The sequence below is a fragment of the Microcoleus sp. FACHB-672 genome (assembly GCF_014695725.1).
In the GTDB taxonomy this organism is placed as follows: domain Bacteria; phylum Cyanobacteriota; class Cyanobacteriia; order Cyanobacteriales; family Oscillatoriaceae; genus FACHB-68.
Genome location: NZ_JACJOU010000022.1, coordinates 201266 through 224725, shown reverse-complemented (window position 1 = coordinate 224725; position 23460 = coordinate 201266). Strand labels below are relative to the sequence as shown.

The following is a 23460-nucleotide window of genomic DNA, read 5'->3' as shown; positions in this document are numbered from 1 at the left end:
GTAACCCTTTGCCCTGGAGGCAAAATATCTGGAATGCTTCAAATTTGCTCAGTGCCGTTAAAATGCACTTGGGAGTGGCATTTGCATATCGGGGAAAGAGAAGTCGTGCTTATTACTCGCGAACAGCCAATGAGGGGTAGTTATGACGCGGTATGCGTTGGTCGTTGGGATTACTGATTATGACGGCTTACCCAGCCTGACAAAGCCGATCCGGGATGCAGAAGCGGTTGCACAACGACTGGAAAAGCATGGGGATTTCCAAGTCGAACGCTTACCAAAGCGCTGGAATCCGGAAAAAGAATGCTATGAAGTCGCGCAAGAGCGAGTCACCGGCAAACAGTTGGGGCGCGTCCTGCTAGAATTTCTGCAAAAGCAAGCTGCAGGAAGTGATGCGCTAATTTACTTTAGCGGTCATGGCATCACTGTCTTTGATGAACTTGATCGGCAGAAAGGCTATCTCGCCGCCTCCGACTGCACGATCAAAATGGAGGGCAAGCAAATTGTCGCACAGCAACATGGCGTTGCCCTTGACAGCCTTAATTATGTAATTTCTCAAGCCGATCTGAGCAGTTTAGTGGTTCTGCTGGATTGCTGCCACGCCGATTACTTTTTAGAAGGCGATTCCATTAGAAAAACCCTGAGTGTTTTTACTTATAAGCCAGATTGTCATTTAATTGCCGCTTGCCGCAGCTTTGCGAATGTTGATGTTGCCAGAAGCTACGGCAAGGGATACAGCGCTTTTACGACAGCTTTGCTGGAAGGATTGCTGCCAGAGAATGCCGGCAGTGATGGACAAGTTAGCATTGATGAGCTGTTTGGCTTTATTTCGCGCAAGCTGGAAGATATCAACCTCCATAGAGAAGAAGGTGAGTATCAACAACCAATCTGGATGAGTTCAGGTCGTTCGCTGAGTATCGTTAGCTACCCGCCCAAGCAGACACCACCGGCTGCCGGTGAAACGTGTCCGTATCAAGGATTGCTGCCGTTTGATCGCACGAGTGCCGACTTCTTTTTCGGACGCCGGGAGGTGATTCAAATGATCCGGCAAAAGCTGGAGGTTGCTAATTTTGTGCCGGTGATTGGAGCTTCGGGAAGTGGCAAATCTTCAGTGATTCAAGCCGGCTTGATTCCTTTATTAGAAACAAGTAGCTGGCGAGTGTTAGAAATGCTGCCGGGGAATGAGCCAGTTGCAGAATTAAAACGCACCTTTTCCCAATTGCTGCCGGCAAGCGATGCCGAAAAAGTTGATTCTCTAGTTGACAAAGCGCCCGATTTAGACTGGTTAATGAAACATCTGCCGATTTCAGAACGGGTTTTATTAGTCGTAGATCGCTTTGAAGAAGTGTTTGCAGTTTGTTCTGAGCCGGCAACCCGCAATCGCTTTATTCAACTGTTAACTCAAGTTGCTGAAATTTCCTCCAGACAGCTTGCAATTGTGATTACGATGCAGGCAGATTTTATCGCACTTTGCTTGCACGAACCCTCTTTGATTCAACTTATACAAGATTGGGCTGTTTATATCCCGCCTTTAGTTGGAAAAGATTTAGAGCAAGCGATTACAGCACCGGCAATTCTTCAAGGTTATGAGTTAGAATCCGGGTTACTAGAAACAATACTGCAAGATATTACGAAAGAGAAAAACTATTTACCGCTATTGCAGTTTACCCTTACCCAACTTTGGGAAGAACGAGATCAACAAAGTCACCAGCTAACATTAAATAAGGACCGACAGTTAGGAGGTGTTTTAGGAGCGATTGACCAATATGCCGAACAATTTTATCAAAGTTTGACACAGCAGGAGCAAGATTGGCTCAAGCGAATTTTCTTGAACTTAGTGTCTTTTGGGACAAATATTAAGGATATACGGCGACGCGTCCCTAAATCTCAGTTATTAGAACTTGCCGGCACCAATTCAGCCAGCCGGCAACTCATCAGCGATCTACTTGATCGTTTGATTGAAGCAAACTTGCTCGTGATTAACGAAGACGAATGGGTTGATTTAGCTCATGAAGCCTTGATGGACAAATGGAAACGCTTTGCCAAGTGGCGTTTAGAATCCTGGCGTCAGTTGCAATGTGAAGTATTGAGTTAAGTTGCCGGCTAAAAACTTTTACAGTCTCCTTTTTTGCTTTAATTGAAACGGAATAGTAACTGTCTTTTTTGTAAAATCTATTAAACGGGGAAATTATGGACTTTTCAGGGAATGCTATCTTCGTTTACTTAGCCCTAGCCCTTCTAGGTTTAATGGTGGGAACAATTGGAGTAACTTATTTCAGAGTCCTTTTGAATAAGTTGATTCAAAATGAGGTGAGAAAACAATCCCTTTTAGAAGAGCAAATTAAAGCTGAAAAACTTAAACAATTAAATGTCGATTCTTCAGAATTATCTAGCGAAGTGTCGGCAGCAATTCCTGCAACTCTCCCAGCTCAAGAAGGTTTTTCAAAAAACAGGACAGACGCAGGTTTCACCGGCAATTATACCGAATTAAACTCGCAGTCTTTCGAGCCGGCAGTTCCAAAACAGGTAAAACCTTCAGAAACTTTTATTCAGGACAAAAGTAATTTTTATCAACCTGAATTTGTGGCTAACAGAGCAACGATTAAAAAGTCGAAGCTAGGAAATTATAAATGGAAACGGCTCGGATTGGCCACAATTTTGGGATGTTTAATTTTTACAATCATTTTATCGCCGGCTCTCAAATCTTTAACTGAACATCCTACCAGAGTCATTGTTGCCGCAGATTCTATGTCTGTTAATATGCCAGATGCTCCAAAGCTAAAGCCGATAAAGCCAGTTTTAAACCTAACTAACCTTAAAAACTCTTTACGGCAAAAAAAATGGAAAGCAGCAGATCGAGAAACGTATGAATTGGTTCTGAAGCTAGGTGGAGGAAAATCGCAATCACGGGGTTATCTAGATTATACAGAAATCGAAAGTTTACCTTGCGCTGAATTAAGAAAAATCGATAAGGCGTGGAGAGAAGCCAGTGATAAAAAATTAGGCTTTAGCGCTCAGCAAATTATTTATAAAAAGCAGGGACAAGATTGGCAAAGAATGTACAGCAACGTTGGCTGGGGAAATCTAAAAGGGCAAAAATTTAAAAGACTGGTTGATAAAGAACTCAATCGGCAAAGCCAAAAGTTGGAATATAAAGACGGAATGCAACCCAACTTTAAAAACCCGCCGATTGGACATCTTCCAGTAACCATCGGTTGGGTAAGAGGGAAAGAATTTCCACAGTTTGCAGAATTATGTAAACTTTAAGCCGGCATCACAGAAACTCTTGCAAAATCCCATCCAAGATAATTCTATTAACCACAGATAAACTATCTGCGCTCATCTGCTACCTAACAGCAGATATTCGCTAACATCTGCGTTTATCTGCGGTTAAAAAAATCCAACTCTTCTGATTCCAAATTATCGATATCCACTAAATAAAGTTCGCAAGAAACCTCCCAAAAGCAACCCTAACCAAGACGTGCCGGCCAAAATGAGAAACGTGTGAACCTTGCTAAAGAACTGCCTTAAATCTTTTCCTGCCGCAGCAACAGCCCAAGCCGCAGCAAACACCCAAAATAACATCCAAATTGTAATCAAAGGCCAAAGGTAGTCTATAAAATAGAATCCCGTCAAAGACAAAATCCCAATTCCAAACCAAAACAAAGCCGAAAGCACAGCAAAAACCAAAAACCAAACCCCTCTCGACACGAGAGCCGAAGCCCACATCGAAGTCCAAGCTAATGCCAAACTCGCAGCCCAAGTCGCCATTACAGCCCAAGATAAACTCCAACTCCAAGCCAAAGTAACTGCCCAATGCGAAGCTGTAAACCGACCTATCAGGGTGTAAATTAGGAACACTCCTATGAGCCACAACCAAGGAATCGTTCTGATTGTTTGCGGTGAAGACATAACTGCTTTATTACCGGGTATTGGGTAAAAGCTGCGGAAAATAGTTGCTATCTTAACAACCTCCTAACAGCCGGCTTTAAACACAAGCCGTTATTGATGATACAAAACCGTTGCATTCGATTTCGCACAACACTATTTATGAAGTTGAGTAAATCGGCTTTTCTCCTAACCTTGAGCGTCACGCCGGCACTGATGAGTGTCCCCACATCCGCTCAAACCAAATTTGCAGACATCCAAAATCACTGGGCAAAACCTTGTATTGAACAGCTAACAACTCAGCAGGTAATTGCCGGCTACCCTGATGGCAGCTTTCGCCCCAATGCGCCGGTGACGAGAGCCGAGTTTGCTGCTTTGATTAATAAGGCATACTCAAATACTGCGCCGGTGCGCGATGCCAGTTCCTTTAACGATGTCAGTTCAAGTAACTGGGCTTACTCTGCAATTCGCCAAGCGTATCGAACCGGCTTTCTTTCTGGTTATCCCAATCAAGTATTTAATCCCAACCAAAATATTCCTCGCGTGCAAGTGTTAGTCGCACTGGCAAATGGATTGAAATATCAGCCAAGCCGGTTTGCCCCTCTCACCTTAAATGCAACGTTTGAAGATAGCGCAGACATCCCAAACTATGCTTTAAATGCTGTCGCTGCTGCCACTGAGAAGCGTCTAGCAGTGAATTATCCCAGTGTGCGCTCACTGAAGCCAAACCAGCAAGCCACTCGCGCAGATGTGGCAACGTTTTTGTGCCAAGCTTTAGCCGGCAACTCCCCGTCTACACTGCCGGCACAGTATATTGCCCAGGCAACTACAACAGAGGCAGGGAAAGCGTGGGAGCAAGCGAAACTGGTACACACACTGCCCTTGGATAGCGCGATCTCCAACAATCTGTACACGGCAATAACCTCACTGGCTATTAGTCCCGATAACCAAATTTTGGCCATTGGTAGCCACAACCAGGAGCGAGCCGGTGGCGGCAATGAGAGTACCCTTTCCCTCTGGGATTTGCAAACCGGCCAGTTGGTGCGTACCTTGTTTAAAGGGAGAGCCGGTCACTCTTTTGAAGCTTCCTCCCAGGAGCCTGAAGCAGGCTTAACCGGCGATATTATTTGGTCAATTGCCTTCAGTCCAGATGGGAAGACTGTCGCTGCCGGCTTGTCTAACAAAACGATTAAAATCTGGAACGTACAAACCGGCGCAGAAGTGTCTACCCTCACCGGACACACCTACGCGGTTCGGACAATCGCTTTTAGTGCGGATGGCAAAACCCTTGCTAGCGGCAGTTCCGATAAAACCGTCAAACTATGGAACTTGCAAACCGGCCAACTCCTCCGCACCTTAACGGGGCATTCAGGCACAGTAACGGCGGTGAAGATATCGCCAGATGGTAAAACCGTTGCTAGTGGCAGTCAAGATAAAACCATTAAAGTATGGAATCTCGGAACCGGCCAAGCGCTTCGCACGTTAGATAATGGAGGGGCGGTGGGAACGCTTGCCTTTGTTGCCGGTGGCCAAACCCTCGCCAGCACTTGCGGTTATGACTGTCTTGCCCAAGCTGAAGATCCAAAGAGTGTTCAAGCGTTAAGAATGTGGGATTTAAAGGCCGGTCGGGTGATTCCTTTGAGTAACGAGCCGGCTTACCAACGTGCTTGGGTTTCCCAGTTGAGTCCAGATGGGCAGATCCTCGCGGGTTATGTTTATCTTCAACCGCCTGGTGGTGCCGGTAGAAATCAGGCAGTTTTGTGGAGTTTGGCAACGGGGCGAGTTCTACAAACCATTGAACCGGGTGGAGGGCCATTTGCGTTTAGCCCGAACGGTGAGGTTTTTGCCAGTACATTGTCAGGTAGAGGCGTTCAAGTTTGGCGTTAGAGGCGATAGCGCAGTGTGCCCAATAGGGCATAGCATTCGGATCAATCTATAATGGCTCGAATTAAATAAAGATTATTAACCCGAATGCTTCGCCCTGACGACTACATTGAAAAAGTGGTGAGCTTAACCAGAAATTTGGGATATTAACGAGAGGAGTTTGCAATTAACACGATGTTTAACTTTCGGAAAGGGTGGTTTGGATTTGCATTTTTGCTGGCTTTGTTTGTCACAGTTGCGGGAGCGCAAATTCCTGCATCTGCTCAATCAAGGTTAAAAGATGTTCAGGGGCATTGGGCACAACCGTGTATTGAACAATTGTCACAAAAGCGGGTGATTAATGGTTATCCCGATGGCAGTTTTAAGCCAGATGCACCTGTAAACAGGGCTGAGTTTGCAGCAATGGTTGACACGGTTTATCATAATGCAGCGGCTGTCAGAACCGGCTCTGAATTTGTGGATGTGCCGGCAAATCATTGGGCTGCCAGTGCGATTCGCAGTGCTTACAAAACCGGCTTTCTTTCCGGTTATCCGGGTCAGATTTTTAAGCCGGCTGAAAATATTCCCCGCGTTCAAGCTTTAGTCGCTCTAGCAAGTGGCTTAAAATATGCGCCGGCTCGGTCTGCATCTGACACTTTGCAGGCAGCGTTTTCTGATGCTGCGGCAATTCCTGACTATGCCAAAACCGCCATTGCTTCTGCAACAGAAAAACAGCTTGTTGTCAACTATCCTGATGTTAAAAAACTTAACCCTAATCAGCTAGCAAGCCGAGCTGATGTGGCAAGTTTTTTATGTCAAGCGCTGGGAATTTCAGGAGGAGTTCCTTCGCAGTATATCGCGCAGGCCGGTAGGCCAATTCCAGCCACTCCTGCTGGAGGCAGTTCAAGTAATAGAAATGGAGAAATTCGAGGGGTTTGGCTGACGAATATTGACAGTGAAGTTCTATTTTCTCGTGCAAACCTTTCCAAAGCGGTGCAACGTCTTGCTGAGCTGAATTTTAACACAATTTATCCAGTAGTTTGGAATTGGGGTTATACGCTTTATCCTAGCAAGGTTGCAGAAAAAGCCACCGGAAGTTCCATGAGGTTAGTGACGCCTTTAGAGGCATCTCTTGACCCAAGTTGGGAGGTGGAAAAACGAGATATGCTCAAGGAAGTTATCGAACTAGGGCATCAAAAAAAATTAACAGTTATGCCTTGGTTTGAATTTGGGTTTATGGCACCGGCAGATTCTGAATTAGCTAAACGCCATCCTGATTGGTTAACGAGCCGACGTGACGGTTCCAAGACTTGGAAAGAAGGCATACATCAGCGGGTTTGGTTGAATCCTTTTCACCCAGAAGTTCAGAAATTTATCATCGATTTAGTTGCGGAAATTGTCACCAATTACGACGTAGACGGAATTCAACTCGATGACCATTTTGGGTTGCCCAATGAATTTGGCTACGATGCTTATACGGTTGAGATGTACAAAAAAGAAATTGGTCAAGATCCTTCGACTGACCCTAAAGAAACTTTCTGGGTACGCTGGCGTGCTGATAAAATCAATGATTTTATGGGGCAAGTTTTTCAAGCTGTAAAAGCCCGGAAACCAAATTGTATTGTTTCTGTGTCTCCCAATCCTTTGCATTACGCTTTACCGGCTCATTTACAAGACTGGTTTACTTGGGAAAGAAAGGGATTCGTCGAAGAAATTGTTGTACAAGTCTATCGAAACGAACTCGACCGATTTATTGCTGAGTTAGATCGGGAAGAAATTCAGCTTGCCAATACTCATGTACCTGTAGGAATTGGCATTTTAACAGGTCTTAAAGGCCGCGCAATTCCCCTTGAACAAATTCAAGCTCAAGTGAAGGCTGTTCGCGAGCGCGGGTTAGCTGGGGTGTCGTTCTTTTTCTACGAAAGTTTGTCTAGTTGGGCAAAAGAAAAACCGGCTCAACGTGAGGCGGCTTTTAAACGGTTGTTCCGAACGCCGGTGCAGCGTCCTACTATGGTCGGAAGTGGCAAGCCGGCAGCTTAAGTTTTGAGTTTTTGGTTTCTCTCGTATCCTAGGGGCGATATAAAAACGCCCCTAGGATACGAGAAATCGGCATTAAATTAGGCAACAACAGCGCCGCCTGTCACGAGCGATTCAAATTGCGCTAATAGGAATCCATCCTGAGGATGTGCTCTGCCATAAATTCGAGGAAGTTGGCCTGTTTCAGCCAATACTTGCCTGACTTCTCGGTTAGACACATCTGCCATGTTTTTACCCGTGAGGAGGGCATTAATCGCCGCAATTCCCACTCCTTGACCGACTGCGGCATTAAATTCAACAATTCTGCCGGCAGAAGAAGAAAACCCTTCAAACCCAGAACCCGGACTGACAACGGCAAGATTAGGAACATTTTTAATTAATGCGTGCCGGATGCCAACATTAAACACGGGAGGCTTAAAGCTGAGGCTATTCATCCACCCTTGAGATTTGGCTTTCTCACCCATTCCTTTAATGCCGCCGCGCACATCAAAGTGATAAGCAAAGGACGCCAAAGCTTCACTTTCTGGAACGCCACCCATGAGCATTTTTGCGCCGGTTAGCGGTTCTACAACTCCCGTGACATTGCCAGCGTGTCTGATATAAAGTTCTGAGGCAGAAGTGACAGAAGTCGCGCCCAAACTCTTCAGCCAAGTTGCGACAAAAGACATTTCTTCTAGCATTTTAGGCGTAGGTTTACCGCCACTTCTGGCTAAGCTTTCTGCTTCACTGCCGGTGACGGCAAATAAAAGCGCATTCCAAGACAGTCTTTCACCGGGAAGGATAGCTATATTTCCCTCATCTAAAATAATCCCTGTCTCACTAAAAGACAGCTTCGTTCCTCTGAATGAATGATAGGCTATAGAGAGCGCCGGCGAACGCACATCGATATAATCATGACCCCCCCAAAGTGTTCTAAGATTACCCCTAGGCTCTATCATTTCCAACCTTAGTTGTTCTGCTAGCTTGGCATTCATGCCGGCAGCGTGCAGCAGATATTTTTGAGCCTGGGTATCGCCAAGATTGGTGAAGCGTTTGAGATAGGTATAATCGAGTTCTTTTAGCCGTCTGACACTGAGTCCTTGCGTTTCAAAAACTAGGCTAACTGGAAGTTCAGATTCAGGCAACCCAAAGGTTTGAAATCCTTTCAGTTTTTTCACGCCGGCAACTTGCGCTAATTCCGCATTAACTGTTGCATCAATGAATTGTTTTGCGGAATAGATCGTCCCCCTAGAGGTCGTTATACTTGCTATCTTTTGACCTTCTTTACTGACTGCCTGAATTTCTACTTTACTGAGCAGATCGACCCCAGCTTGTAACAGCATTTCTTTAAGTGCTGCATTCGCTTTACGGGGGTCAAGCCCAATTCCTATTACACCGGATCTTTGCAAGAATTCTCTATAGAGTGTCGGCGGTGAACCAAAGGTATCTAGACCTAAAGATTTTTGCAGTTCTCTGCTAACCTGACTTCTATCTAAATAAGCAAGCCCCCCTCTAACTAAATGACCCCCAATCCCCTCTTGTAAGCTGCCTTTTGACATTAACAGAACTCGCGGATACCGATTCGTTCTACGACGATATTCCCTAGCAGCCGCTACCAAAGCTAGAACGCCTGGAACTTCATCGCCATAACCGATAATATCGTAAGACCGTACATCCCTGACCATTGTTTAATAACCTCTCAAAAACTCTCAGTCCCTTCTAACACAAGTTATTACTATCCGGATCTTTTAATTAAATCCCCATATATATTTACAAGCATGAGATACCCCCCTGTTCACGCATGGATTTAGTGTGCTAATAGAGGCAATTTTGTGAAATGTTTTTTTGCTAAGCCAAAACTTCAACGCTACGGATTAGAAGTACAATTTCGGATTAGTCGCTTAAAATTCGTCGATTTAACGTTTAGTATACGGTAAATGGCGAGGGCGATCAAAGCGGGCTATCTAAGGATATTCTCTGCTTGAGCTGCGACAGTTGAAATTGAATGGTTCCCAGGAAGATTTACTGGTGCTGAGAGCTTGTCGGACTGCGTTGGGAGATGAGCAGGCAGAGTTGGGTTTTGCCGACTTGGCGGTGCAAAGTGGAGTGAAAACGGCTGTGGCGAGTCTGTGGTACGTGAGTGATCTTGGCAGCTTGGCGTTGATGCTTGAGTTTTACCGGCAAGTGGATCAAGTCCTGCTGAAAGCTGAGGCGCTGAGACAGGCACAAATTGCCATGCTGAACGGTGAGATTCTTTTAGAAAATGCTCAATTACGCGTTCCCGGTTTGGCTTCAGGGGTGCCTCTGCCGGCTGAACTGTCTAAGGTGGGTGATGCGAATTTATCTCATCCTTATTACTGGGCGGCTTTTACAATCGTAGGCAGTCCTTGGTAAATCGTTATTTAATCTGGGGAATTTTATTGCTGGAGTTCTTGCTGGTTTTGATGTTCAATGCGATAAATCGCAATGCCGGCGTTGACTGTGGCAACGAATAGCAAAATGAGCGCAATCACTAAAACGAATTTCTCCAGCGAATTCATACCGTGCGGTTCTAAATAATCTGAGTTTGTGTCATCTTCAATAACCAGATTTTCATCAGGGGTTTGTACTTGGGTTCGTTGCAGATCAGGCGATGCGGCTTGCGGGTAATGACCGTTAAGCTGAGATTGCTGTTCAGGAATTAAGTCTGGCATGAATCACTCCCTGCGGTTGACAACTGGATGACCCCACACACAACCGTGTTGAGGTTTGAGATCGATGTACCCGTTAGAAAAATCAGACGTTGGGGCAATTTCCCCGGCTACTATGCCGCAGCAAGAGGCGGGGAATTGCGGTTGTGTGGCGTGTTTCTTAATTCAGTCTTTCTATATATAGGCGCTATTCAGTCTTTCTATATATATAGGCACTGTCCGGGTTTTGGTTGTGCCATTGGTTACCCAGAGATTGAGACTGCCGATGCCGGCGTGTTTGTCTGCTTTGTCTATTGATCACTGGGTTTGAGCCGGCAGCGCGGGGATTTGGAGATTTTGGGTTGTAGTCGGTGATGGAAAATAACACTCCCGAATTGACTGAGAACTCAGCATTGGAATAGATACAAGTAGGCGTTAATCACTCCTTCACTACTAAAAGCACTCTCTAATTGACTCAGCACTCAGCACTTGAATGGAGGGAGGGCACTCTGCTTTATTCTCTGACGTGCCTCTGCCGGTGACAGTTGCGCCGTTCAATTAAGTTTTAGATTAGTTATTTGCCACTTTATGTAAATTTATTGTAATTTTTTTAATCTAGTTATTGACTTCCCAACCAGCTTAAGCAGTAAAGTAGATTTGAATAAAATTGTGTCGGTTCTATAGATAAAAATCGATGCCAGCAATTGTTCAAGCAAATGATCTGCTGAGCAGGCGCGTTTGAGCCTCTCTCCAGCGTAAGTATTTATTCCCGATCATAAATAAAAATTACTGTTACCATCGCTTATTCCTTGAGATCAAAAAGATCAAGTGAAGCGATCTGAAGTTAATCTATTATAGAAATATTAAAGAAACATTAATTTGCACTCGCCAAGATGTCTGGGTTAACTGTGGAACTTCAGGCCGGCTGTGCTTTGGGCAGAATTGTTGTTTAAATTTGAGAGGCAATGTGGATGAGTAATTTCCTCCTCCAGAGCGTTTGGTTTGTCCCTTGTTATGCCTTAATAGGTGCGGTAATCGGTGCGCTTTGGTCGCCGGGAATTATCCGCCGCACCGGCCCACGACCGGCAGGCTATCTCAATGCTTTAATGACATTCTCAGCATTCGCTCACAGTGTAATTGCACTACCGGCAGCCTGGAATTATGGGCCACAAGAGATATCTTTTAGCTGGCTAAGTGCTGCCGGTTTAAATCTCTCAATTGACCTTGAAATCTCAGTCGTCAGTATTGGGGCAATGGCGTTGGTAACCGGGTTAAATTTATTAGCCCAAATCTACGCCGTCGGTTACATGGAGATGGACTGGGGCTGGGCACGGTTCTATGCGTTGCTAGGACTGTTTGAAGCCGGGATGTGCGGTTTAGCCCTGTGCAACTCTTTATTCTTTAGCTATGTAATTTTGGAAGTCCTCACCCTCGGAACCTATTTACTCGTTGGGTTGTGGTTTAACCAGTCTCTCGTAGTGACAGGTGCCCGCGATGCTTTTTTAACCAAGCGGGTGGGTGATTTAGTTCTGCTGATGGGAGTCGTGGCTTTGTTGCCCATCGCCGGAACTTGGAACTATACCGAATTAGCAGAATGGGCTAAAACAGCCACATTAGACCCCACGGTTGCCACCTTATTAAGTCTGGCTTTAATTGCCGGCCCTCTAGGTAAATGCGCTCAATTTCCGTTGCATTTGTGGCTAGATGAAGCGATGGAAGGGCCAGTCCCCAGCACGATTTTGCGGAATTCTGTCGTGGTATCAACCGGCGCTTGGGTGCTGATTAAACTGCAGCCGGTTTTAGCGCTATCGCCGGTGGCATCCATTGCCATCATCTTCATTGGTTCGGTGACTGCGGTGGGGGCCTCTTTAATTGCGATCGCCCAGATTGATATTAAGCGGTCGCTTTCCTATTCGGTTAGCGCCTACATGGGTTTGGTGTTTATCGCCGTGGGAACTCAGCAAGACGAAACCGCGCTGGGATTGCTGTTCACCTATGCGGTAGCGATGGCTTTGTTGGTGATGAGCACCGGCACCATAGTTTGGAACAGTATCACTCAGGATCTCACACAATATGGGGGCCTTTGGTCGCGCCGGCCTATTACTGCATTGTGCTATATAGTTGGCGCTGCCGGTTTGGTTGCAATGCCGCCTTTAGGAGGTTTCTGGTCGCTGCTGCAAATGGTTGATCACTTGTGGGAGAGGGAACCGTGGTTAGTTGGGGTTTTGCTTACAGTTAATGCTTTAACTGCCTTCAGTGTCACCCGCGAGTTTGGTTTAATTTTTGCCGGCAAACCCAAGCAAATGACGGTGCGATCGCCTGAAGTTCACTGGCCAATGATGTTGCCGATGCTGATTTTGACGGGCTTCACCTTACACGTTCCCTTGTTGCTACTGAATTGGTCACTGTTACCAGATTGGGCAATTGTCAATCAATTAGCTGCCGGTTTGCTAATTTTATCTACCGTACTCGGTTGCGGTGCAGGGTCACTCATTTATCTGAATAACAGTTGGCAAAAGCCGGTACAATTGCCTTCAAAAGCACTGCAAGACTTTTTTGCTTACGACCTTTACACTGCAAAACTGTATCGTCTGACTATTGTATTTGCGGTTGATTTAGTCTCCAAGACTATTTCCTGGATTGACCGCTATATCGTTGATGGTTTTGTGAATTTGGTGGGCTTAGCTACAGTTTTCAGCGGTCAAGGTTTAAAGTACAATGTTTCCGGGCAGACTCAGTTTTACGCCCTAACAATTCTTGTGGGAGTCGCTGTTTTAGGACTTCTCATGGGCTGGCCATTCTTACTGTCTCATTTTTCATTCATGATGGCCGATTGATCAACAATCGCCCATCGGATGAGAATTGTGAGTCTTTGAAGGTGTTTATAAAAAGTCATCAATCGGCACCCAACCGGAATGCTTTTATTAACACCTTTCCCAAATTTGCTCGGTAAATCTTAAACATTTCGAAGGAAGAGAAGGACAATGACTAGAAAGGCTAAGACGAACAATTTGTCAAGAAGAAATTTAATTAAGTTAGGTGCCGGGGCCGTCGGCACCGGGGTCTTAGCTGCTCAACTGGGTTCCAAATTGACCTTTCCAGAGCCGGCAGTCGCACAAAAAACTGACTTAACTCCCGATCAGTCTCTGGAAAAGTTAATGGAAGGAAACCAACGTTTTGTTAACAAAAAACGCCAAAGCCCCAACCAAGACTTTGAACGCCTTGCAGAAGTTGCAAAAGGTCAAAAGCCGTTTGCCGCAATTCTTGGCTGTGCGGATTCCCGGTTCCCTTCAGAAATTATTTTTGACCAAGGATTAGGCGATTTATTTGTCTGCCGCGTGGCAGGTAATGTTGCCACACCAGAGGAAATTGGCAGTCTAGAATTTGGCAGCTTAGTCTTAGGAACAAAAGTGATTGTAGTAGTCGGCCATAAAAGATGTGGAGCCGTAGAAGCAACGATCAAAGGCGCTCAAGTTCCCGGTCAAATAGCTAGCTTGCTTGATGCAATTAAACCAGCAGTAGAAGAGACTGAAGGAAAATCTGGTGATCGGCTAGAAAATGCCAGTAAGGCAAATGTGATGCTTCAAGCTGAGCGACTGAAATCATCTCCTGTTATTTCTCAGTTAATTCAAGAAAACAAACTGAAAGTTGTGGGCGCTTATTATGATTTAGATACGGGGGTTGTAAGTCTAGTTAGTTAGAAACATAGATTCATTAATTAATGGCTAATTATTAATTTTCAATAAACAATTAGCCATTAACGATTAACAAAAGACAAGCAGACAAAGAACAAAGGATACTTTATGCTTAGCACGCTGATCTGGCTGCCCGTAGTGGGTGCTGCTATTGTCGGATTGTTACCGGGAAACCTCAATGCAAATCGGGTGCGTTTTATCGCAGTAGCAATCGCTTCTGCTATCCTATTGTGGACTTTCTGGTTGGGAAGTCAGTTTAGTTTAACCGTTTCCGGGCTGCAATTTCAGGAGTATTTACCCTGGATTCCTCAATTAGGTTTGAGCTACAACTTAGGGGTTGATGGCTTATCTTTTCCGTTGCTGGCTTTAAGCGGACTGCTGACCTGGGTTGCTATTTACGGTAATGGCGAAGGCATAGAACGTCCCCGGCTTTACTATTCTTTGATTTTTCTTGTCAATGCCAGCATTGCTGGGGCTTTTGCCGCTCAAAATTTGTTGTTGTTTGTTTTATTTTACGAGTTGGAATTAATTCCCCTATATCTTTTGATTGCGATTTGGGGCGGTTCCAAACGCGGCTATGCCGGCATGAAATTTCTCATCTACACAGCCGTATCGGGAATTTTAATTCTCGCAGCATTTTTGGGGATGACTTGGCTGAGTGACTCTACCAGTTTTGATTTTGAGGCAATCCTCACCCAAGGATTACCTTTAAGGACACAACTGATCCTGCTGACCCTTCTGCTAATCGGTTTTGGCATCAAAATTCCACTGGTTCCCCTGCATACCTGGTTGCCTGATGCTTATGTTGAAGCTTCGCCGCCAATAGCAATTCTTCTCGGTGGAATTCTCGCCAAGTTAGGCGCTTATGGATTAGTTCGGTTTGGATTGCAACTGTTTCCTGAAACTTGGACAATTGTAGCACCAGGGCTATCAATTATTGGAGTCGTTAGTGTTCTTTATGGCGCACTCAGCGCGATTGCTCAAAAAGACATCAAACGCATGGTGGCTTACAGTTCCATCGGCCACATGGGCTATATTTTAGTCGCTGCGGCTGCCGGCACTCCCCTTAGCCTTCTCGGATGTGTTTCCCAAATGGTTGCCCACGGTTTAATTCTGGCAATTCTCTTTTACTTGGTTGGCGTTATTGAGGACAAAGTCGGCACCCGCGAATTAGATTTGCTCAACGGCTTAATGAATCCCATTCGCGGTTTACCGCTAGTGAGTGGATTGTTAATTTTAGGAGGAATGGCGAGTGCCGGCATCCCTGGACTCGTCGGGTTTATCGCAGAATTTCTCGTCTTTCAAGGCAGTTTCCCCGTCTTTCCCGTACCCACACTTTTGTGCGTTATTGCCTCCGGTTTAACCGCCGTCTACTTTGTCATTTTGCTGAACCGTACTTGCTTTGGGAAACTGGATAACAACTTGGCTTACTATCCCAAAATTAAATGGCCAGAACGCATTCCAGCTTTAGTGTTAGCTGTTACCATTATCTTACTAGGAATTCAACCGAATTGGTTAGTACGCTGGAGTGAACCCACAACCACAGCAATGGTTGCAGCGATTTCAAATAATAGCCATCAAGAAATCGCCATAAACGCTCACCCAGAAAAGTAATTTTTGCAGAAACAGAGTCATCACAAAACAGGGTTTTCAACGGACAAAGCTATCTGCCGGCACCCCCGACTTTTAGCAATGTTACAGTCTCGGAAAACCTCCCAGTAATCGGTAATAGTCAGAATTATTATTACCCATTACTAAACCGACCTCTGTGATGAATTCCATTCCTGCCGCACTGGTTGTTTTCCGCTTTCTAATTGGCCCATTTCTGCTTTGGGATGCACTTGATGGTCAAACAAGCATTTGGTTTATTGCCGGCTTCGTGGCAGCCTTTCTATCAGATATCTTTGATGGCATCATTGCCAGACGCCTCAAAATCAGCACAGCCGGCTTACGTCAGGCGGATAGTTGGGCCGATCTTTGCCTTTATGCCTGCGTATTTAGTAGCGCATGGTTAGTACACAAAGATTTAGTCATAGCCTTCCGCATTCCATTGCTAAGCGTAGTTTTTGCACAGTTAATGTGGTGGATCGTTAACTTTCTCAAATACGGCAAACCTGCTAGCTACCACACCTACTCAGCCAAAATTTGGGGCATCACTCTTTTCATTGCAACAATTGCTTGGTTCGGCTTTGATTACGCAGGAATTACCCTTTGGCTTGCCATCATTGTTGGCATTATCCATAGCTTAGAAGAAATAGCCATGACCCTAATTTTACCCATCTGGAAACATGACGTTCTAAGTATCCACCACGCCATTAACTTACGCCATGAACTAAACTCTCCATCCCCAACAACAGAAAGCTAATCCTCTCACAACCATCCAAAAACCATCAAATTTGTCTCTCAACCCACAAACGTTATCTTCATCTGCGTTAATCTGCGTCCATCTGCGGTTAAAAAATCGAAACTTATACTTAAGAGAAAAGAACAATGGTACAAACTCCTCCCCAACAAGCTACCAAACTGCCGCCCTCCCAGCATGAATTTGCCAACATCATCCACCGCCTAGAAGCCGGTGGGGCAATGCTACCAGATACCCCAGAAAACCTCATGCAAATCATCGGCATTTATAAAGCTTATGCAGTGCCGATGGATTTCTACTGGCGCGACTTACTTTATATTGCAGAACGCGTATTTTTAGACCCATTTCCCTTCTTTAAATACTTCCTACCAAAAGAGTATTTAGAACTGCATAACCACTATGCCGGTGACGATGCAGATTTGCGAGTTTGGCGCGGAGAAGCCACCGCTCATCCTGAACTTTTAGAGTTCATGGAAAAAGGGGAAATAAAGACAAAAATGCCTCGGTTATTTCGCCACCTGTTACATGATCGGGTGAATATGGAATTTGCCGAAGCTTGTATGCGAGCCATGTTTTGGCACAGAGATATGGGCGGTAAATTCGATCCTTATCTCGATACCGATGAATATAAAGCTAATGCAGATCGGGCAATTAAAGCTTATTTCAAAGGCAATCCGGTGATGCTGGGGCTGTATAAACTGTTCCCAGAAATGTTTATTGAACAAGTGCGGCAACTGTCTTATTACAGCAATTTAGGCTTGTTCTGGGAAGTGATGGCTCCGGTTTTTTTTGAAATGTCTGACCTTTATGATGAAGGAAAGATTACCAGCGTTCCAGAAGCGATGAATTTTCTGGTTAATGGAATTTTTGCCGTTGCCGGTCGTCCGATTTATCACCACGTTTATATTCGCGGTGAAATGTACGAAATTATCCCCAAATCTAAAGGGTTTATCTGGCTGTACGAAGCTGCATTACCTTATGTAGAAGCGGTGTTTTACCGGACTGCCCCTTTCCGGGGTACAAAGTCTTACAATGCTCAAGCTAACCAAGTCCCAGAAGATCAGAAAGATTTCCATTATGGGATTCTTTATGCTGATGTGTTTCCCGTGGGGACTGCCGGCATCCCACCCACACTTTTAATGCAGGATATGCTGCATTTCCTCCCCCCTTACCTTGTGGATTACTATCGCCAGCACTGTCGAGGTGAAGAAGATATGTTAATCCAATTAGGTATCACTTTTCAGCGTTCCATGTATTGCGTCACCTCTGCGGTGATTCAAGCATTACGCACTGCAACGCTTCATCCTTTAGACGATCCAGATCCAGAACACCTACTGGCAAATCGGGCGTTTTTTGAAGCGCAAATGGATCGGTTTAAGCGTCCTGAAGCTCGTTTACGAGATATTCAAAGGCAAGATTACCGATAGGAAGTTTTCTCGAAACCTTCCTTTCAAGATCCCCTCAGCCCCCCTTAAAAAGGGGGGCTTGATTTTTTGAAGGGGCGTTTGCGGTGATAGAATAAAATAGAAATTTTTAATGTTATTTACTCGACAAATGATAGGATATTTTAGTTTAATTTAAAATAATATATTAATGACATTTTTAATTGATTTTACACTTAACAACTAAAGATTTTTTGTTAAAATCTCCGGCAGCTAGAACGCCAATTCAGTAAAATTACTTTACAAAAAGCGCAAAATTATAATACTACTTCTCTCGAATCCTTCTTGATTGAGACTCTTTAGGCCAATCTTTTAACATAAGCGTTATGAGTGAATAAGGGAACAGAGTTACTGACATTAAACGCAGCAGCAAGCTCGATGTCCTGTGGAAATCCTCGCACTGTTAACTCTTTACCCGAACTACATCTTCTCAGAGCTGTAAGAAGATCATCTTCCCAGCGGCGAAATACTGCCACAGCGGCTTCTGCCTCCGGTGATAATTGTCCATCCAAGAAGTTGAGAATTGCACCTGCTCCAATTAGGTCTTCCAAAGCAGGTCGTAAACTCCCATCAGGCCACCGCTCACCAGCTGGGACAATAGCAATCCTAGTTCCATGAGCCATCGCAAACTGTGCGATCGCTTTGCTGTTTCGCAAGCACCCGGCTAGTGTCGTCGTAGATCCTGTGTTCAAAGTAAGAGTGGCACCATTGGGTGAAGGCAAGACAAGCTTAGTTCCAGCCGGAATATCAATCAGGGAGACAGGTGAAAGCGAGTAGCTTTCTTTTAATTTGCGGTTAAAACTTGCCAGTTCTGCATTTACAGACAAAGCATAATCGACGGCTGATTTATCCTTCCATCGGTAGGGAAAGATTATGGCTCCATTATTAGTTGCGATGTCAACGCAGGTTGAAAAAGACAAAATATCGACAATGACCACTACATCACTAACTGGAGCTAACTTAACAACGCCTTGCTCACCCCACTCGCAACGAAGCTCATACTCTGATTGGTCAAAATTTATGTCCATGTACAATGTCCCCTGTTTCCTATACATTTTCTACAATTGGCTCCAACATTCGAGTAATAACATGAAGGTTCTGGACAACTGCCATTTTCCCACAGCAATCTGAATAATGCTGTGAAAAGTGAGCTTCTCTACCGGCTTGTGGGTGTTGTTTCTTCCCGTACCGGCACAAGCTTCGATTTGAGATATCGCACGGCCAACCAGGTGAGAAGACATCCGATAAAGTAGTGCGGGAAATCCCACCAAACAAAGGTTGTACCTAGCAGAAGTTTGCCCAGAGTTGTTGCGCGAAAGGCTTGCAAAAAGGCCGGCTGCCACAACTGGAGGAACTCGATCCCTGAGGTGATGATAAAGACTGCGGATGCGACCTTCATCGGCAGCACTTTGGGCCAAATGAAAACTCCCACCAAGATCCAGAAGGCTTCGTAAACAACATCGCCGGCATAATCATAGACCCATCCGCTGAATGGCCCTTGATACACCTTCGTCGCCAATCCCAAAGGAACCATCAGGAGCGAGAGGATAAGGATCACGGTGCGATAAGTGCGAAATCTTTGGGCGTCGGACATAGGGTGTGGGGCATGGGAATGCTCTTAATTCTGCCGCATCTAGGGCGCTTCGGCATTTTGCCGGGGTTCTGTGTTTGAGACTAAATTAAAATAGTGTAAAGAAATGTTATCTTTCTATTAACCTTTAAAACAAAGCATTAGCGTCCACCTTAGAGATTCCTTTAGAACTTCCCATGCAAATACGTTTTCCTCAAAGACTTTTAATATCTGTCACTGCATTCATCCTGGCTCTATCGGTTTGGGCATTTGCACCGGCTGCTTATGCTTACGAAAATCCCGACTTGCTGCCCGACACTCAGACAGCCGTGATTGATTTGGCCAAATCTCTCACCGACAATCAGGAAGCAACACTAGACAAAGACTTAGAGCAATTTGAAGCCGAAACCGGCTGGAAACTGAGAGTTTTAACTCAATATGACCGGACACCGGGTCGTGCGGTGAAAAAGTTTTGGAATCTAGATAATAAAAGCGTTCTGCTCGTTGCCGATCCGCGTGGCGGCAATTTGCTGAATTTTAACGTTGGTGATGAACTTTACCCCCTGCTGCCGCGCACTTTCTGGATCGAGTTGCAAACGCGCTTCGGCAATCAGTTCTTTGTCAGGGAGGAGGGCGAAGATCAAGCGATCCTTCAATCTTTAGCGTCGATAGAAACTTGTTTGCGTCAGGGTGGCTGTCGGGTTGTGCCGGGATTGCCTAGAGAGCAATGGATTCTCACCCTGATTACTTCCGTACTGGGTGGGATTATCTGCGGATTTGCCGCTCAACCCCGTGATGGAAAAGTATTTGCATGGCAGTGGGCGTTAATTTTCTCGCCGCTGTGGGGCATCTTGTTCATCGCTTTTGGGATCGGGCCGGTGATCACCCGTACCTCGGAGTGGCTGCCTTTATTCCGCAATATTATTGGGTTTGTTCTGGGTGCCTTGGTGGCTTACCTAACGCCGATGCTAAGACAGTCTTCTGCAAATTCTGAAACCTAGAGGCAGTGTGGCGCACAAGACCGGCAAAGGATTTCTCTCTCTGTAGATCCGAGCGTCCCGAATGACTTGAGCTGCTGAAAACTGATCAGTTAATCAGTCTTTCACCGGCTTTAAAAGGCAGGCAGGGACGCCGGCGCTACATTGTCTTAGCCACAGCCATAACCTACCGTATTTAAGCAAAAAGTATATCCTGTAGGGTTAGTGTGTAGCTTTTGCGAAGGAATCGCGTAAACTTTAGTTTGGAGGTACGGCATCCCTCTGCCGTTATAACCCGGCAGGGTTTAACGCGAGTTTCATGCCGCGATTCAAGATGGAATGGCATATAAGCGACGCCCAAAGTCTGGGAATTATTGATCGAGAAATAGGCGATCACGTTTTTTCACCGGCAGAGTACGAAATTGTGCGTCGGGTGATTTACGCAACCGCCGATTTTGAATACAAGTCTTTGATCGGCTTTTCTGAGCAAGCCCTGCAAGCCGGTGCCGCAGCATTAGCGGCCCGCACGACTATTGTGGTGGATGTGCCAATGGTGCAGGTTGGCATTGCACCCCTGATTCAGACGACCTTTGCCAATCCCGTGTATTGCAGCATGGAAGCCATTACGCGGCCTCAAAAAGAAAGAACGCGTGCGGCTTGGGGCATTGAAACCCTAGCCAGACGCTATCCAGAGGGAATTTTTGTGGTGGGACAGGCGCAAACGGCTTTGACGACACTCGTTGAATTAATTGAAGCCGAGGAAATCAGGCCGGCTCTAGTTATTGGCACGCCCTCTGGATTTGTGGATGTGGATGTTGCAAAAGGGCGTCTCAATGACTCCCTAGTTCCTCACATTCGCATTGAGGGACGTAAAGGCAGTGCGGTGGTTGCAGTTGCCATTGTTAACGGACTGGTAGATCTGGCATGGCAGGCATACGGTCAAGAGACGAATACAGCAATGTCATGAGATATAGGGAATGGGCATGGAGCATGGGGCATGGGGGATTGGGCATTGAGTGCAATTCATCCCTCATCCCTAGTCCCTATCCCTAGTCCCTGATTGCCGCTTGCGCTTGGCTTCGCGTAACTGCCGGCTGATATCGATAAACTCATCCCGCCGCAGGTAAGGATAGTCACTCACCCAAATATTCTTATTGGGAATGTAAATGTCTGAGTATTTGGAAATTCGGCTTAAATCCGGTTGATTGGACATTACCAACATCAGCGCCACTTGACCTTTAACGATCTTTTCGTGTTCTTTACGCAGGGGCACTTGCATTTGGGTGGAAAACCCCGTTTTATCTCCGACTTCTAAATTCAGCCGGCGCTCTCGATTTTCCACGATCACGAGGTCTCCTCTTGTATTGACGGTTTCCTCTTGACCGATTAAATCATCTGTGAAATAAACATCCAGAACTCGTCCTTGCCAAAATCCAGCATACTGATAACGCCGGCATTCAACATTGCGGAAACTAGCCACAGCAACGGGACCCCACAGCCAGTAAAGGCTTGCGGTGATCCCTAATAAAAATACCAGGCCGCCGCCACCGCCGTTGCCGAGTGCAAGTCCCAGCAGCGAAATCACCACGACGGCAACCACAGAAATTAACAGCCGCTTTAAGAAATCTGGAAACTTGCCGGAATAGTAAGCATATTGAGCGCCGGTGGCAACGGCGGGGATGAGCTGTTCAAAGGTTTTGCGAGTTATTGGGATGAGCATGGGTTGTGTCTTCTGTCCGGTGTCCCTGGTTCTGTGTCCTGTGTCGGTGATTAAGGACTTACGCTTCAAAGTCCCCCAGAATTGGGGGATTTAGGGGGCGGTTCGGGTTGCAATGATCACGTTTCAAACATCCTCTTAAAGGATCTTTTCTAAACCATAAACGAGGGATTTGAGCTGGAGGACTTTGCGAATGGCGAGTAAGACACCGGGCATATAGCAAGCGCGATCGCTGGTGTCGTGACGCAGGGTGTAAACTTGACCGGCAGCCCCGAAAATCACCTCTTGGTGAGCAATTAAACCAGGGAGGCGGATGCTGTGGATGCGGATGCCTTCGTCTGCGGTACTGCCTCTGGCACCGGCAAGTTTTTCGCTTTCCTCTACTTGGGGCGGGTTGAACGTTTTACCTAATTCTGCGAGTAATTGGGCGGTTTGAATCGCTGTGCCACTGGGGGCGTCGGCTTTTTGGTTGTGGTGTAGTTCGATAATTTCTACATGGTCAAAATACTGGGATGCCTGAACGGCAGCTTGTTGCAGCAAAACCATGCCGATGGAGAAATTCGGGATAATCAGGCAGCCGGTGCTGGCTTTATCGGCAAATTCAGTGAGGTCTTGCAGTTTTTCTGGACTTAAGCCGGTGGTGCCAACCACGGGCTTGACGCCATAAGCGATCGCAGAGCGGACGTTATCATACACCGTTTTCGGGTGGGTAAAATCTACCATGACGCCAATCTCTTTTTGCTGGGCGGCAAAAGCTAGCATCGATTCGAGATCGTTGGTGATGGGAACTTCTAAGGGTTCAATACCGGCCAATTCACCGGCATCTTGACCGAAGTATTCTGGATTTCGGTCAATTGCGCCCAGCAACGTCATATCCGGCGCTTCAGCAACTGCCTTGATCACTTCGCGGCCCATTTTGCCGGCGGCACCATTGACAACAACAGGGATGGGGGAATTACTGCTCATAAATTTATCTGGAAATGCGGTTGTGGGTTAGGGGGCGGCAGCCGATGATCAGGGTCTTCATCTAAAGATATCGCGGTTGCCACCTAGCGAATTTTAGGGCAGTTGGGTATGGCAGCAAAAGGATTACCGGCATTAACCGGCTTTTGGGCGTGCCGGCTTTAGAGAAAGTTGGTTAATCTTGCGGGTACATGATAATGGCCTGACGCTGGGCTGTAAAATGAGAGACGGCAATCTGAAAGTGCTGAACGTCTCGGAAATCTCGTGATCTCAAATTTGGTTAATAACTATTATTTTTGAG

20 protein-coding genes are annotated in these 23460 nt (G+C 45.9%); 13 read left to right on the top strand and 7 right to left on the bottom strand.

What is annotated here, in order from left to right; genetic code table 11:
- Positions 1–142 precede the first annotated feature (142 nt).
- Together H6F56_RS18630 and H6F56_RS18625 are read left to right on the top strand one after the other, a co-directional pair.
- Positions 143–2092, top strand: a complete 1950-nt coding sequence (locus H6F56_RS18630) for a caspase family protein (protein WP_190671101.1) — start codon at positions 143–145, stop codon at positions 2090–2092.
- Positions 2093–2244: 152 nt separating this feature from the next.
- Positions 2245–3264 (top strand): GUN4 domain-containing protein, encoded by a 1020-nt coding sequence (locus tag H6F56_RS18625; protein WP_190671099.1) that lies wholly within the window; start codon positions 2245–2247, stop codon positions 3262–3264.
- 153 nt (positions 3265–3417) lie between these two features.
- Here H6F56_RS18625 and H6F56_RS18620 read toward each other — a convergent pair whose 3' ends face one another.
- Entirely contained in the window at positions 3418–3909 is a 492-nt protein-coding gene (locus H6F56_RS18620) for a hypothetical protein (protein WP_190671098.1), read from the bottom strand.
- Positions 3910–4047: 138 nt separating this feature from the next.
- On the opposite strand from H6F56_RS18620, the gene H6F56_RS18615 reads away from it, so the two are divergent.
- Together H6F56_RS18615 and H6F56_RS18610 are read left to right on the top strand one after the other, a co-directional pair.
- The gene (locus tag H6F56_RS18615) at positions 4048–5772 is read left to right on the top strand and encodes an S-layer homology domain-containing protein (protein WP_190671097.1); all 1725 of its coding nucleotides are present in this window, start codon (positions 4048–4050) and stop codon (positions 5770–5772) included.
- A gap of 171 nt (positions 5773–5943) precedes the next feature.
- A complete protein-coding gene (locus H6F56_RS18610) occupies positions 5944–7788 on the top strand; it encodes a glycoside hydrolase family 10 protein (RefSeq protein ID WP_190671096.1) in 1845 nt (614 codons plus the stop codon).
- Between the two features lie 77 nt (positions 7789–7865).
- Here the strand turns inward: H6F56_RS18610 and H6F56_RS18605 are convergent, their stop codons facing one another.
- Positions 7866–9449, bottom strand: a complete 1584-nt coding sequence (locus H6F56_RS18605) for an FAD-dependent oxidoreductase (protein ID WP_190671095.1) — start codon at positions 9447–9449, stop codon at positions 7866–7868.
- A gap of 292 nt (positions 9450–9741) precedes the next feature.
- Between H6F56_RS18605 and H6F56_RS18600 the strand changes: the two genes are divergently transcribed.
- Entirely contained in the window at positions 9742–10158 is a 417-nt protein-coding gene (locus H6F56_RS18600) for a CHAT domain-containing protein (RefSeq protein ID WP_190671228.1), read from the top strand.
- A 23-nt stretch (positions 10159–10181) separates the two neighbouring features.
- Here H6F56_RS18600 and H6F56_RS18595 read toward each other — a convergent pair whose 3' ends face one another.
- Positions 10182–10457: a hypothetical protein gene (locus H6F56_RS18595; RefSeq protein WP_190671094.1), complete on the bottom strand. Its 276-nt coding sequence runs from the start codon at positions 10455–10457 to the stop codon at positions 10182–10184.
- A gap of 27 nt (positions 10458–10484) precedes the next feature.
- Here H6F56_RS18595 and H6F56_RS18590 point away from each other — a divergent pair, with 27 nt between their 5' ends.
- The 6 genes from H6F56_RS18590 to H6F56_RS18565 all read left to right on the top strand — a co-directional run bounded on the left by H6F56_RS18590 (position 10485) and on the right by H6F56_RS18565 (position 17917).
- Complete coding sequence (locus tag H6F56_RS18590; protein WP_190671092.1) at positions 10485–10751, top strand: hypothetical protein; 267 nt, start codon at positions 10485–10487, stop codon at positions 10749–10751.
- Positions 10752–11404: 653 nt separating this feature from the next.
- Positions 11405–13270, top strand: coding sequence for an NAD(P)H-quinone oxidoreductase subunit F (locus H6F56_RS18585; protein WP_190671091.1), 1866 nt, complete (start codon positions 11405–11407; stop codon positions 13268–13270).
- 147 nt (positions 13271–13417) lie between these two features.
- Positions 13418–14134 (top strand): carbonic anhydrase, encoded by a 717-nt coding sequence (locus H6F56_RS18580; RefSeq protein ID WP_190671089.1) that lies wholly within the window; start codon positions 13418–13420, stop codon positions 14132–14134.
- A 102-nt stretch (positions 14135–14236) separates the two neighbouring features.
- Positions 14237–15742 (top strand): NADH-quinone oxidoreductase subunit M, encoded by a 1506-nt coding sequence (locus H6F56_RS18575; protein WP_190671087.1) that lies wholly within the window; start codon positions 14237–14239, stop codon positions 15740–15742.
- A gap of 157 nt (positions 15743–15899) precedes the next feature.
- Positions 15900–16493 carry a CDP-alcohol phosphatidyltransferase family protein gene (locus H6F56_RS18570; protein ID WP_190671086.1) on the top strand — a complete coding sequence of 198 codons (594 nt, stop codon included), beginning with the start codon at positions 15900–15902 and terminating at the stop codon, positions 16491–16493.
- Positions 16494–16618: 125 nt separating this feature from the next.
- On the top strand, positions 16619–17917 hold the full coding sequence (locus tag H6F56_RS18565; RefSeq protein WP_190671083.1) for a CO2 hydration protein: 1299 nt from the start codon (positions 16619–16621) through the stop codon (positions 17915–17917).
- A 314-nt stretch (positions 17918–18231) separates the two neighbouring features.
- Here the strand turns inward: H6F56_RS18565 and H6F56_RS18560 are convergent, their stop codons facing one another.
- Together H6F56_RS18560 and H6F56_RS18555 are read right to left on the bottom strand one after the other, a co-directional pair.
- The gene (locus H6F56_RS18560; RefSeq protein ID WP_199313034.1) at positions 18232–18960 is read right to left on the bottom strand and encodes a 2-phosphosulfolactate phosphatase; all 729 of its coding nucleotides are present in this window, start codon (positions 18958–18960) and stop codon (positions 18232–18234) included.
- 128 nt (positions 18961–19088) lie between these two features.
- A complete protein-coding gene (locus tag H6F56_RS18555) occupies positions 19089–19526 on the bottom strand; it encodes a DUF2809 domain-containing protein (RefSeq protein WP_190671080.1) in 438 nt (145 codons plus the stop codon).
- A gap of 173 nt (positions 19527–19699) precedes the next feature.
- Here H6F56_RS18555 and H6F56_RS18550 point away from each other — a divergent pair, with 173 nt between their 5' ends.
- Entirely contained in the window at positions 19700–20503 is an 804-nt protein-coding gene (locus H6F56_RS18550; protein ID WP_190671078.1) for a TPM domain-containing protein, read from the top strand.
- Between the two features lie 310 nt (positions 20504–20813).
- On the top strand, positions 20814–21446 hold the full coding sequence (locus H6F56_RS18545; protein ID WP_190671224.1) for a precorrin-8X methylmutase: 633 nt from the start codon (positions 20814–20816) through the stop codon (positions 21444–21446).
- Between the two features lie 69 nt (positions 21447–21515).
- Here H6F56_RS18545 and H6F56_RS18540 read toward each other — a convergent pair whose 3' ends face one another.
- Together H6F56_RS18540 and dapB are read right to left on the bottom strand one after the other, a co-directional pair.
- The gene (locus H6F56_RS18540) at positions 21516–22199 is read right to left on the bottom strand and encodes a phosphate ABC transporter permease (protein WP_190671076.1); all 684 of its coding nucleotides are present in this window, start codon (positions 22197–22199) and stop codon (positions 21516–21518) included.
- Between the two features lie 135 nt (positions 22200–22334).
- Positions 22335–23162, bottom strand: a complete 828-nt coding sequence (dapB, locus tag H6F56_RS18535; protein WP_190671073.1) for a 4-hydroxy-tetrahydrodipicolinate reductase — start codon at positions 23160–23162, stop codon at positions 22335–22337.
- Between the last annotated feature and the right edge of the window lie 298 nt (positions 23163–23460).

Coding starts and splice junctions, on each gene's coding strand:
- H6F56_RS18630 (WP_190671101.1), top strand. CDS start 143: ATGACGCGGTATGCGTTGGTCGTTGGGATTACTGATTATGACGGCTTA.
- H6F56_RS18625 (WP_190671099.1), top strand. CDS start 2,245: ATGGTGGGAACAATTGGAGTAACTTATTTCAGAGTCCTTTTGAATAAG.
- H6F56_RS18620 (WP_190671098.1), bottom strand. CDS start 3,909: ATGTCTTCACCGCAAACAATCAGAACGATTCCTTGGTTGTGGCTCATA.
- H6F56_RS18615 (WP_190671097.1), top strand. CDS start 4,048: ATGAAGTTGAGTAAATCGGCTTTTCTCCTAACCTTGAGCGTCACGCCG.
- H6F56_RS18610 (WP_190671096.1), top strand. CDS start 5,944: ATGTTTAACTTTCGGAAAGGGTGGTTTGGATTTGCATTTTTGCTGGCT.
- H6F56_RS18605 (WP_190671095.1), bottom strand. CDS start 9,449: ATGGTCAGGGATGTACGGTCTTACGATATTATCGGTTATGGCGATGAA.
- H6F56_RS18595 (WP_190671094.1), bottom strand. CDS start 10,457: ATGCCAGACTTAATTCCTGAACAGCAATCTCAGCTTAACGGTCATTAC.
- H6F56_RS18590 (WP_190671092.1), top strand. CDS start 10,485: ATGACCCCACACACAACCGTGTTGAGGTTTGAGATCGATGTACCCGTT.
- H6F56_RS18585 (WP_190671091.1), top strand. CDS start 11,405: ATGAGTAATTTCCTCCTCCAGAGCGTTTGGTTTGTCCCTTGTTATGCC.
- H6F56_RS18580 (WP_190671089.1), top strand. CDS start 13,418: ATGACTAGAAAGGCTAAGACGAACAATTTGTCAAGAAGAAATTTAATT.
- H6F56_RS18575 (WP_190671087.1), top strand. CDS start 14,237: ATGCTTAGCACGCTGATCTGGCTGCCCGTAGTGGGTGCTGCTATTGTC.
- H6F56_RS18570 (WP_190671086.1), top strand. CDS start 15,900: ATGAATTCCATTCCTGCCGCACTGGTTGTTTTCCGCTTTCTAATTGGC.
- H6F56_RS18565 (WP_190671083.1), top strand. CDS start 16,619: ATGGTACAAACTCCTCCCCAACAAGCTACCAAACTGCCGCCCTCCCAG.
- H6F56_RS18560 (WP_199313034.1), bottom strand. CDS start 18,960: ATGGACATAAATTTTGACCAATCAGAGTATGAGCTTCGTTGCGAGTGG.
- H6F56_RS18555 (WP_190671080.1), bottom strand. CDS start 19,526: ATGTCCGACGCCCAAAGATTTCGCACTTATCGCACCGTGATCCTTATC.
- H6F56_RS18550 (WP_190671078.1), top strand. CDS start 19,700: ATGCAAATACGTTTTCCTCAAAGACTTTTAATATCTGTCACTGCATTC.
- H6F56_RS18545 (WP_190671224.1), top strand. CDS start 20,814: ATGGAATGGCATATAAGCGACGCCCAAAGTCTGGGAATTATTGATCGA.
- H6F56_RS18540 (WP_190671076.1), bottom strand. CDS start 22,199: ATGCTCATCCCAATAACTCGCAAAACCTTTGAACAGCTCATCCCCGCC.
- dapB (WP_190671073.1), bottom strand. CDS start 23,162: ATGAGCAGTAATTCCCCCATCCCTGTTGTTGTCAATGGTGCCGCCGGC.